The organism is Parafrankia sp. FMc2 (assembly GCF_041008525.1).
Lineage (GTDB): Bacteria > Actinomycetota > Actinomycetes > Frankiales > Frankiaceae > Parafrankia.
Genome location: NZ_JBFLUG010000189.1, coordinates 1 through 10,977 on the forward strand (window position 1 = coordinate 1; position 10,977 = coordinate 10,977).

At 70.4% G+C, this 10,977-nt stretch carries 7 protein-coding genes and 3 pseudogenes; 3 read left to right on the forward strand and 7 right to left on the reverse strand.

Features of this window, described 5'->3' with window-relative positions; translation table 11 throughout:
• A partial coding sequence (locus AB1460_RS33125; protein WP_368966167.1) for a transposase occupies positions 1-559 on the forward strand: 559 nt, incomplete at its 5' end.
• Positions 560-577: 18 nt separating this feature from the next.
• Here the strand turns inward: AB1460_RS33125 and AB1460_RS33130 are convergent.
• From AB1460_RS33130 to AB1460_RS33140, 3 genes and pseudogenes are all read right to left on the reverse strand, one after another.
• Positions 578-934, reverse strand: a pseudogene (locus AB1460_RS33130) (transposase); the annotation flags it as partial.
• A gap of 94 nt (positions 935-1,028) precedes the next feature.
• Positions 1,029-2,023 (reverse strand): annotated as a pseudogene (locus tag AB1460_RS33135) (IS5 family transposase).
• Between the two features lie 308 nt (positions 2,024-2,331).
• The gene (locus tag AB1460_RS33140) at positions 2,332-3,321 is read right to left on the reverse strand and encodes a VOC family protein (protein WP_368966168.1); all 990 of its coding nucleotides are present in this window, start codon (positions 3,319-3,321) and stop codon (positions 2,332-2,334) included.
• A 532-nt stretch (positions 3,322-3,853) separates the two neighbouring features.
• On the opposite strand from AB1460_RS33140, the pseudogene AB1460_RS33145 reads away from it, so the two are divergent.
• Positions 3,854-4,704 (forward strand): annotated as a pseudogene (locus tag AB1460_RS33145) (TIGR03617 family F420-dependent LLM class oxidoreductase).
• 142 nt (positions 4,705-4,846) lie between these two features.
• Here AB1460_RS33145 and AB1460_RS33150 read toward each other — a convergent pair.
• The 4 genes from AB1460_RS33150 to AB1460_RS33165 form a co-directional block, all read right to left on the reverse strand.
• Complete coding sequence (locus AB1460_RS33150) at positions 4,847-6,031, reverse strand: thiolase family protein (protein WP_368966170.1); 1,185 nt, start codon at positions 6,029-6,031, stop codon at positions 4,847-4,849.
• Between the two features lie 101 nt (positions 6,032-6,132).
• Complete coding sequence (locus tag AB1460_RS33155) at positions 6,133-7,566, reverse strand: class I adenylate-forming enzyme family protein (RefSeq protein WP_368966171.1); 1,434 nt, start codon at positions 7,564-7,566, stop codon at positions 6,133-6,135.
• Between the two features lie 8 nt (positions 7,567-7,574).
• Positions 7,575-8,441, reverse strand: a complete 867-nt coding sequence (locus AB1460_RS33160) for a mycofactocin-coupled SDR family oxidoreductase (protein WP_368966172.1) — start codon at positions 8,439-8,441, stop codon at positions 7,575-7,577.
• 104 nt (positions 8,442-8,545) lie between these two features.
• Positions 8,546-9,379, reverse strand: a complete 834-nt coding sequence (locus AB1460_RS33165) for an enoyl-CoA hydratase/isomerase family protein (protein WP_368966174.1) — start codon at positions 9,377-9,379, stop codon at positions 8,546-8,548.
• Positions 9,380-10,031: 652 nt separating this feature from the next.
• Between AB1460_RS33165 and AB1460_RS33170 the strand changes: the two genes are divergently transcribed.
• Positions 10,032-10,977: transposase (locus AB1460_RS33170; RefSeq protein ID WP_368966175.1), on the forward strand; the 946-nt coding region annotated here is incomplete at its 3' end.

Genomic DNA, 10,977 nt, shown 5'->3' on the forward strand with positions numbered 1-10,977 from the left:
TCCGTGGAACTTTGGTCGGTTCACACAGAGCTACACGCGGTGGCCGTCTTTGTCCCGGAGCGACACACCCCCACCCCGGACGATCAACCAGCCGATCCCGATCTACACCACGCGGTGGGACTCACCCCTCCTCGCGGACCGGATCACGGAGCTCCTGGAGGCCCACCCTCTTTCCAAGGTCCTGACCTCCATGCCCGGTATCGGGGTCAGGACCGCCGCCCGCATCCTCATCGACGTCGGGGACGCCAGCAGCTTCCCCACCGCCGGGCACCTGGCCGCCTACGCCGGTCTCGCCCCCGCCACCCGGACATCGGGCTCTTCCATCCGCGGGGAACACCCCTCCCGGCGCGGCAACAAACAACTCAAACGCGCCTTCTACCTGGCCGCGTTCGCCTCCCTACGCGAACCCGCGTCCCGGGCCTACTACGACAAGAAACGCGCGGAAGGCAAACATCACGTCGCCGCTCTCACCTGCCTCGCCCGGCGCCGGATCGACGTGCTCTACGCGATGCTCCGCGACGGCACCTTCTACCAGGCCCCGACCCCCTCACCGGCTTGACGAAGGACATAGGGGCACTTTTTTCGCCCGCACGCTCGCGGAGTCCACGATCACCGACGACCAGTCGACCTGCCCGGCCACACCGTGCAGATCCAGGATCTTCCGGTGCAGCCGGGGCCAGACACCCGCCCGGGTCCACGCCTGGAACCGACGGTGCGCCGTGGGCACCGACACCCCGAACTCGGCCGGCAGATGCCGCCAGGCACACCCCGAGGTCAGCACATACACCACCGCGGTGAACACCGCCCGATCCTCGATCGGGGCAGTCCCACCACCCTGCCAGCGACCCTCGAACCGGGGCAGCAGCGGTTCCACCAGCTCCCACAACTCGTCCGGGACCAGCCGCCCGGCGAGGCTGCTCTCCAACACATCCATGATCAGATATGTACCCGAAGAACACATCCATGATCAGATATGTACCCGAAGCGGCCACGCAAGACACGCTCTAAGGGCCTGTTCTGGGTTCGGATCATGGGGTTGGGAGGCTGCGTAGCCAGAGGATGGATCCGCGCAGGTGCAGTCCTGCGGCGTAGCTTTCGGGTGTCTTGTCGTAGCGGGTGGCCAGACCCCGCCACTCCTTGATCCTGTTGATGCCGCGTTCCACGGTGTTGCGATCCTTGTAGAGCGTGGCGTCGTGGCTGACCGGGCGGCCACCGGCGCTGCCGCGCTTTTTGCGGTTGGCCCTCTGGTCAGCCTTCCCCGGGATCACCGCCCGGATCTTCCGTGTGCGCAGGTGGGCGCGGTTGGCGCGGGAGGAGTACGCCTTGTCTCCGGCGACCGCGTCCGGCCGGGTCCTGGGGCGGCCTACCGGCCCACGCACCTTGATTTTCTTCAGGGCCGGGAGGAAACGCGGGCTGTCCGCGGCCTGTCCGGGGGTGAGGACGATCGACAGTGGACGGCAGCGCCGGTCGGTCGCGAGGTGCACCTTGCTGGTCAGCCCGCCCCGGGAGCGTCCCCGTTCGGCGGCCTTCAGCCGTGCTTTACGGCGTCGGCGTACCGCGCGGCGCTGTGTCCGCTCGGCTTCCTCCCCGCCCTCGGGCGTCTCGGTTACGGAGTCGTTGTGCCCGGTTTCTGAAGCCCCTTTTCCTCCGTCAGTGCTTTCTCCAGGTCCTCCAGGAGATCCGGGTCGACCATCATGCCCGCCGCGTGGTGATGCGCGCGGGCGACGGTGGAGTCCACGCTGACCAGACTGAGATCGACATCGTCGCGCGCCGCCGCCTCAGCGATCATCGCGTCCATGAGGGTCTGGAAGACCCCGTCCCGCGCCCACAGACGGAACCGGTCGTAGATCGTCGACCAGGAGCCGTAGCTGTTGGGCACGTCCCGCCAGGGACTGCCGGTACGGAACCTCCACATCACCGCGTTGAAGTAGCCGCGCAGGTCAGGGATCGGCCCGGACGCCCCCAGCGGGAGGTGCGGCTCGATCAACTCCCATTCACCATCGGTCAGATCACCACGCGTCATGCAACCGTGCTACCAGCCGAAACACCCACACGAAGGACGAACACCCCGATTGTGATCCAGACTCAGAACAGGCCCTAGCCGGGCCGCCACGCGACGTCCCAGCGTCTGACCGGCGCCCGGGCCTGACGGACCGCGCCATCCGTGCCCAACCGTTTTGGTCTTCCCGAAGCCAGCCGGCCGGCCCGCTGAGCGGCTACCGAAGGCTATCTGCGGCTACCGACCGCCCAGACCGTGCGCCGGCCTGGTCTGGCCCGGCCCATTCTCCGCGCCTCATCGTCGTTCGCCTCGGTGACGAACGGGCCGCGAGCTCAGCTCGGCTCCGCCGGGCGACGCACGGCTGAACGCGGTCGTTCGACCAGCTCGATAACGGCGCCGTCCGGGTCAGCGAGGAACAGGACGGTGAAGCCGCCGGTGGGGGTGTCCGGCATCGGTATCGCCACCGGCTCCAGGGCGCGGCCGAACGCACCGGCGACCGCGCCTCCGGCCGCGAGCGAGGCGTGCGCGGCGAGGACATCGTCGACCGCGAGCGCGATCCGGTAGAGGCCTTGGCTGTTCGCGGCCGGGAGCAGCGTTGCCCCGGCGGGCAGCGGGTGCTGTTCGATCTCCAAGGAGAAGGTCGGATCCTCGGGCAGCACCAGCGACGCCGTCGGCACCCCGCCCGGCCCGACTCCCCGGTCGCGCGGCCGCCAGCCGATCCGCTCGTACCAGGCGACGGTGCGGTCGAGATCGGTGCAGCGCATCCGCTCGTGCGAGAGCAGCGCGACCCGCCGAGGGTCGTCATCGGCCGGCGCGATCTCGACGACCTCGAAGACAACGCCGTCCGGGTCGGTGAACTGCAGGGCATGACGAGCCTCGCCGCGCACGGGCAGGCCGCCGGGCACCGGCGTCGACGTGATTCCCAGAGCGGCGAGGCGGGCCACTACGACGCCGAGGGAGGCTACCCGGTAGCCGAGCGCGGTGAACCCGGAGGGCCGGTGCTCCGGCCGGACCGGCTCGGTCGGCGGCCGGCTCCACCCGACGAGCTCCAGCGCCGGCGCCGAGCGGGGGCCGCGCAGGTCGTAGAGGAACGTCGTGACGCTGGCGGTGTCGTCGGACAGGCCCATCGGGGTGGCGTCGCTGCCTGCGCTGACCGAGCGCATCCGCGGCTCGAGACCGAAGACCGCCATGTGGAACTCGGCGGACCGCTCGACGTCGACCGTGTTCAGGTTGCAGTGCATCATCGCGTGCGCGTGATGCGCCGGTCGGGCGGACGTCGACGCCTCAGCACCGGGCAGGCCGGTATTGATGCGGGTGTTCATGAAGTGCCTGCCTTCCGTGGTTCCCTGCAAGTTGGCGGGGCGCTGCGCGGACGGCATGCTTCTCGCGCGGCTCGGGCACAGGATGCGCGCTTCCCGCGTGGGGCCGACGCAGAGGGCGCAGCATCAGGCCACGGGACGCCGCGCCAGCTCCGTTCTCTTGGCGACGCCCCGGAAAGAGTCGGTCCGGCTGGGCGAGCCAGGGTACGCCGACGCCCGTGCGGCGTCCGGCGCGCTGGTGCTGACGAGGTGCCTTGGGCGACGAAGAGGCTGAACGGTCCGTCGCCGCCTCCGCACCGCCCTGACCCGCTCCCGACCCTGACTGTACTTGACGATATCGCCAAGTTCTAGCTGACTCAGCCCTCGACCCTGGCTCGCGACCAGGCGGCGGCCAGCTCGTCGACAGTGACGACCTTGGCGAGCATCGCGATCGTGTTGCAGCGAGGTCAGGCATGACCCGTTCCCGGGCCTCGCGCTCGCGGCCACGGCCACGGCCACGGCCACCGAACGCGTCGCGCTCGGTACCGGCATCTCGCTGGCGTTCGCCCGTAACCCGATGTCGATGGCCGTGCTCGCGAACGACCTGCAGGCGCTGTCCCACGGCCGGTTCCTGCTCGGGCTCGGCACCCAGGTCAAGGCGCACATCACCCGCCGGTTCGCGATGCCCTGGTCACGGCCAGCGGCCCGCATGCGCGAGTACATCCAGGCGATGCGGGCGATCTGGGCCTGCTGGCACGACGGCACGCCGCTGCGTTTCGAGGGCGAGTTCTACAACCACACCCTCATGACGCCGATGTTCGCCCGGAGCCCCACCCCCACGGCCCGCCCGCGGTGCTGCTCGCCGGCGTCGGCGAGCTCATAACCGAGGTCGCCGGTGAGATCGCCGACGGGTATCTGGTGCACGGCTTCACCACCGAGCGCTACCTGCGTGAGGTCTCCCTGCCGACGCTGGCACGTGGCCAGGCGCGCCGCGCTGCCGGCGGGCCCGATGGGGACTTCCTCGTGTGCGGCTCGCCGATGGTCGCGACCGGTGCCACCGAGGAGAAGCTCGCCACCGCCGCCGACGAGATCCGTGCACAGATCGCCTTCTACGGCTCCACACCCGCCTACCGACCGGTGCTCGCCCTGCACGGCTGGGGCGAGCTGGGCGACGAGCTGTACGCGCTGTCCCGCCAGGGACGGTGGGCGGAGATGGGCCGGCTCGTCCACGACGACCTGCTGCACGCGGTCGCCGTCGTCGCCGAGCCGGACGCCGTGGGACCCGAGATAGTCCGCCGCTGCGGCGACGTGTTCGACCGGGTCACCCTGTTTGGAACGGTCGAGCAGAACGCGGCGATCGCCGCCGACATCCGCGCCGCCCGCGCACCGGCCCCGGTGGCGGGCTGACGACGACGGCGGCGGGCGGGTAGGTACGGAGGTGATCCCGCCCGTCAGCGATCGGCCGGATCCCAGGACCGCGTCGAGCCCACAGCGGCGGGCTCGACGCGGTCCTCGCGCCTAGATCAGGACGCTCGGCCGGCCATGGTGTTCAACGGGCCTCGACGACGACGGCGGAGGCCATGCCGCCGCCGGCGCAGAGGGCGGCGACGCCGTAGCGCTCGCCACGGCGGCGCAGCTCATGCAGCAGGGTGAGGATCAGGCGGGCGCCCGTCATGGCAACCGGGTGACCGAGGCTGCAGCCACTGCCATTGACGTTGAGGATCTCCGGGTCGAAGCCTAGGATCCGGTGACCGGCGACGGCGACCGACGCGAACGCCTCGTTGATCTCGACGAGGGCCATGTTGGCGAGCGTGAGACCGGCACGGTCCAGTGCCTTCGGGATGGCGAGCGTCGGGGCGAGGCCGGTGCGGACCGGGTCGACGCCGACGGACGCCCAGGAGTGGATCACACCTAGCGGCGCGACACCCGAGCGCTCGGCGGCGGCCGCGTCGCCGAGCACCAGTGCGACGGCGCCGTCGTTGACGCCGGACGAGTTTCCCGCGGTAACGCCGAAACCCTCGATCTCCGGGTGCAGTGGCTTGAGCGCGGCGAGCTTGTCCAGCGAGGTGCTCCGGCGCGGGTGCTCGTCGATCTCGAAGACGACGGTCGACCCGTCGGGCCGGTTCGCCTTGACCGGGACGATTTCCTCGGCGAGCCACTCGGCGTCGGTGGCGGCGATGGCGCGCTGGTGGGAGCGCAGCGCCCACTCGTCCATCGCCGCCCGGTCGATTCCGGCGATCTTTGCCGTGTTGTGGCCAACGGTGATCGACATGTCATCGGCCGGTGCGTCGGGCGTGGCTGGGTGCGACGGCGGCATCCACGGCTGCTGCCAGCTGTCGGTGCCGGGCACCCGGTAGGCTGACGCCGGCCGGGTCGACGACGACTCGGCGCCGCCTGCGACGACGACCCGGTCCATACCAGCGATGATCGAGGCCGCGGCGGTGGTCACCGCCGCCATTCCGGATGCGCACTGGCGCTGGTGCGCCAGTCCCGGGACCGACAGCATGCCAAGCCGCACGGCGGTGTGACGCGCAAGGTCGCCACCGCCGTGCATGACCTCGCCGAGGATGACGTCGTCGACCTCGTCGACCGCCACCCCGGCCCGGGCGACGGCCTGCTCGACCACGGTCTCGGCCAGGTCGTATACCGACGTCTGGCCCAGCGTGCCCTTGAACGCCGTGCCGATCGCGGTGCGGGCGCCCGCGAGGATGTAGGCCCCGTTCGTCGTTGTCACTGCGGCACTCCTGTCTTGTCCGATACCGGACGCGGGTGGGAATGGGATCACCGTGTGAGGGCACGGACAGTCGGGGGACCGCCCCACGACCAGGCCATCGGTCACGACTCGGCGGCCAGGTGACGGTCGCGAAGCGCCGCGCGCATGACCTTGCCGGCGTGACTCAGTGGCAGCTCGTCGACGACATACCAGTACGCGGGCACCTTGAAGCCCGCGAGCCTGGCGCGGACGAACCGACGTAGCTCGTCGTGGTCCGGCGGGTGCGCCCGCTCGGCGGCGACGACGAACGCCACCAGGGTCTCCCCCAGCCGCTGGTCGGGCACTCCGACGACGCCAGCCGCCGCCACGTCCGGGTGGTCGGCCAACACGTGCTCGACCTCCAGCGGGTAGACGTTCTCCCCGCCACGCACGACCATGTCGTGCCGCCGCCCGGCGAGCCGCAGGTAGCCCTCGTCGTCGAGCGCGCCAAGATCGCCGGTGTGCAGCCAGCCGTCCTCGCCGTGTACCGCCAGGTGCCCCGCGGCGACAAGCACCTCCCCGACCCCGTCGTCGTCCGGGTCCTCGATGCGCAGCCGCAGGCCGGGTACGGCCCGCCCGACGGTGGCGAGCAGCCGCTCCTCGCCGGCTGCGGCGCGCACATGGTCGGCGGGCGTCAGGCAGGTGATCGGGCTGCCCTCGGTCTGGCCGAACATGTTGACCAGCCGCACGCCGGGGAGCGTGGCAAGCATCCGGCGCAGCGTGTCGGGGCTGATCGGCGAGGCACCGTAGACCAGCATGCGCATCGGGACTGCGTCCAGCTCGCCCTCGGCGAGCAGCATCTCGATCATTGTCGGTACCAGGAGGCAGTGGGTGGCGCCGGCGGCACGCAGCCCGCGCCACCACTCGAAGGTGAACCGCGCCGTCGGCAGCACCGCGCCACCGACGGACACCGCCACCAGCGCGTTGCCGAGCCCGCCGATGTGGTGGATCGGCGAGCCGGCCGCGTACCGGCTGTCCGGGCCGAGCTCGAGCAGCTTCGACGACAGGGCGGTGCGCGCCGCCAGCACCTCCTGCGTGAACGCCACCCGGCGGGCCGCGCCGGTCGTCCCGGACGTGTGCAGGTGGAACATGACCCGGCCCGTGGGGGCCGGCGGCGCCGCCGCCGACGCACGCAGCCGGCCGAGGGGCATCACCCGCACGCCTGTCTCCCGGCCGACCGCGTCCGCCACCTCCCGCCACGCCGGCTCGGTGAGCAGCACCTCGGACCCGCTGGCACGCACCGGGCCCGCCAGCTCCGCGGCCGTCAGCCGCGGGCCCAGCGGGGCGACCGGCCGGCCAGCCGCCGCCCCGCCCAGCAGCAGCGCGTACGCGTCCGCGTTGCTCGTCAGCAACGCCGGCAGTGGCGTGTCCGGCGTGCCGCCGAGCCCGGCGACCAGCTCGGCGGCGCTCGCCGCCCGACCGACAAGCTCGGCACCTGTGACAGGCCCTGCGGCGTCGATGACCACGGGCCGAGCGCTGCCGGTATGGATCCCGATGACGTCGTCGAACCAGCCCATGTGCCCGGTCAGCTCGTGGGGCCGTTGGGGAACTTCAGCAGCGAGCCGGCGTCGACCCGCAGCTGCTGGCCGGTGGCGTAACGGGACTCGTCGGAGGCGAAGAACAGCACGGCGTTGGAGACGTCGACCGGCTCGATGTAGGGAATCGGCATGGCCTGGAAGTGGGTGAACGCCGGCTCCGCATCCTCGCGGGTCGGCTTTTCCAGATCCGGACGGAACACGCTGTACAGGCCGTCGTTGTGCAGCAGGTGGGTGTTGCAGTTCGTCGGGTGGATGCAGTTCACCCGGATGAACTCCGGAGCGAGCTGCAGGGCCAGCTGCTCGGTGTACTCGATGAGAACCCGCTTCGACCAGCCGTAGCCCGCGCTGCCGGGACCCATCGCCGGGTTGTCGACGGTATTCGGCATCATCCCGGCCGTCGACCCGGTGATGACAATCGAGCCGTACTGGGGCAGCCGCGGCAGCGCCACCGCGACCGCGTTCATCACCCCGATCAGGTCGACATCGACCGCGTCCTGGAAGTCCAGACGCTGCGGGTCACCCATCGCCATCGGCAGGATGCCCGCGTTGGCGACCACCACATCGACGCGACCGAACGCGGCAAGCCCCTCCTCGAGCGCCTTGCCCAGCCCCACCCGGTCGCGCACGTCGGCCTTCAGCGCGACGATGCGCCGCCCGGTCTTCTCGACCAGCCGCACGGTCTCGGCCAGGTCCTCGGGCGTCGACAGCGGGTAGGGGTTCGACTCGATCTGTTCGAGGATGTCGACCGCGATGATGTCCGCGCCCTCTTCGGCGAGGCGCACGGCGTGGCTGCGCCCCTGCCCACGCGCCGCACCGGTGATGAACGCGACCTTGCCTGCCACTCGCCCAGCCATGCTTCCTTCGCCTTCCGACTCGGGTGCCGGCCCTGCCCGACACGCCTGCCCGTGAATTGGTGAACCGTGCGTTTCGCCGTGCCCGAACGGGGATGACAGGCCGCTCAGAGACGGCCGGCGGTCCGTAGGTCGGGATGCACCCAGGACGGCGAGCGGCGCTCCTTGAACGCCAGGTAACCCTCCCGGGCCTCGTCGCCCTGGACGCTCTGGCGCATGGCGATGCGGTCATAGAGCCCGAGCTGGGCGTCGATGCTGCGCTTGATATCCCCGCGGGCACCCGAGGCCGTGCGGCAGATCATCGCCAGCGCCTCGGTCGTCTGGTCGAGCAGCTGCTCGTGCGGCGCCACCCGGGCGACCATGCCCCAGTCCAGCGCCTCGGCCGCGGTCAGCGTGCGACCGGTGAACATGAGGTCGCGGGTACGCACGGGGCCGATCGTGCGGAAGAGCATCTGGCTGTAGTAAGTGTCGGCGATCCCGCGCAGCAGCTCCGGGACCCGGAACGTGGCGCGCTCGCTGACCACCGCCAGGTCGGAGCACATGGCGATCATCAACCCACCGCCCTGGCAGATCCCGTTGACCGCGCACACCACCGGCTTGGACGCCTGGCGCAGCGTGTCGAACGGGGTGACATCCATGAGCAGCTGGGAGAAGTCCATCCAGTTGTCGACGCCCCGCTGGCTCAGGTCACCGCCCGGCATGAACACGTCGCCGGCGCCGGTGATCAGCAGTCCGGCCAGGTCGGGGTCGCGTTCGACGCGCTGGACCGCGTACCGGATCCCCCAGTACATCGCGCCCGTCAGCGCGTTGCGCGCCTTCGGCCGGTCCACGACGACATGCGCGAACGCCCCGTGGCGCTCGAAACGCAGGTACGGCGTCCCCAGCCAGTCATTCTCCGGCGGGCGCGGGCGCGTCTCGGTCGCATCCGCGACGTCGGTCATTCAGATTCCCTTCCGCTGTCGGTCGACGATCGGTGGCCCGCCGACCGACACGGCCGGCCTAGCGGAGGTGGTCGTAGCCGTCGACCATGAGCGTGGTTTCGGCACACTTCTCGAGGGTGCGACCGACTGCCGGCCTCTCCTGCGCCCGCTGGGCTCCCAGCGAGACATTGGAACGAAATTTAACGATTATGTCAACCATGTGCCACAGCGAGGTCGGGTCATCCACTCAACGCGATCGGCTGGTCACCAAATTGGGGCAACACGCCGCCTGCGGAGCCGACTCGCGCCATAGGGGTAGGCGAAGGACCCAGCACTGTGGCAACAACGAGCCCAGCCGCACACGACCCCGATATGAACTGGCCAGCCGACCAGCCCTCGGATCTGACAGCGACACCGTTCAGACTCATCGAGGTGACTGCCAGGGCCACCCAGAGGCCTCCACCTGTTGTCAAGGAGACCGTCGTACACTAGATTTGACGATCATGTCGCCTACGATCAGGCCAGGAGATGATCCTGTCGTTTAACCTCCAGGCGTCACGTTGCGTGATACCTGCTGGTGTTGTGGGGTGGGTGGGCGTGTCCTCGTGACATGAGACGACCTTCGGAAGATCGTGCTCTCGCCAAAGAAGCCATGATCAAGCCGAAGGTCGTGGTGGGCAGTGTGCAGGACGAACCAGGACACGTCGAGGCTCTGGGGAGGCTGTGTCGCTTCCGGTGGGAGTTCTACGACTGTCTGACCCGCCGGGCGGACGCACTGTTCGAGGTAGCGGACGCGGTGCTGTGCACCGACGGGCCGGTCAGATCATCGGTCGATCTGACCCTGGCGGGGGCGGGGCCCGAGCACCGTCGCGGCCACGGGGCGTTGTACGACGGGCTGAACAGCGGCCGGCTCGATGTTGCTCGCTTCCGGCGCACGCTCGCGGGCCTTACGCTGCCCTCGGCGGCCGACGGACGACTGATGCTGGCAGTGGACGTCAGCCCCTGGCTGCGCTCGGAGGCGTCGACCAGCGCGCAGCGGCTGTTCTGCCACGTCCACGACCGGGCGAAGAACCAGGCCCAGTTGATCCCGGGCTGGCCGTACTCGTTCGTCGCCGCCCTCGAACCCGGCCGGACGTCGTGGACCGCGGTCCTGGACGCGGTCCGCCTCGGCCCCGCCGACGACGCCACAGCGGTGACCGCCGACCAGCTCCGGGCGGTCGTGGGTCGTCTGACAGCCGCCGGGCACTGGCACGACGGCGACCCGAACATCCTCATCGTGAGGGACGCCGGGTACGACGTCACCCGGCTGGCGTTCGTCCTGGACAAGCCCGCGACGTGGCCCGAGCCGCAGCACACCACGACCACCCCCACCAGCCGCTACGGCACCGCCACCGCGACCAGCTGGAACCGGCTGCACCCCCGACTCACCCACCGCACCTGCTGGATCAACCACCCCGGCGACCTGCCGATCATCGAAGGGACCCTCATCCGTCTGCAGGTCGACCACCTCCCCGGCAACCGCGATCCCAAGCCCGTATGGCTGTGGTCCTCCGCCCTCGACGCGACCGCTGCCGACATCGACCGGGCATGGCAGGCGTTCCTCCGCCGCTTCGACCTGG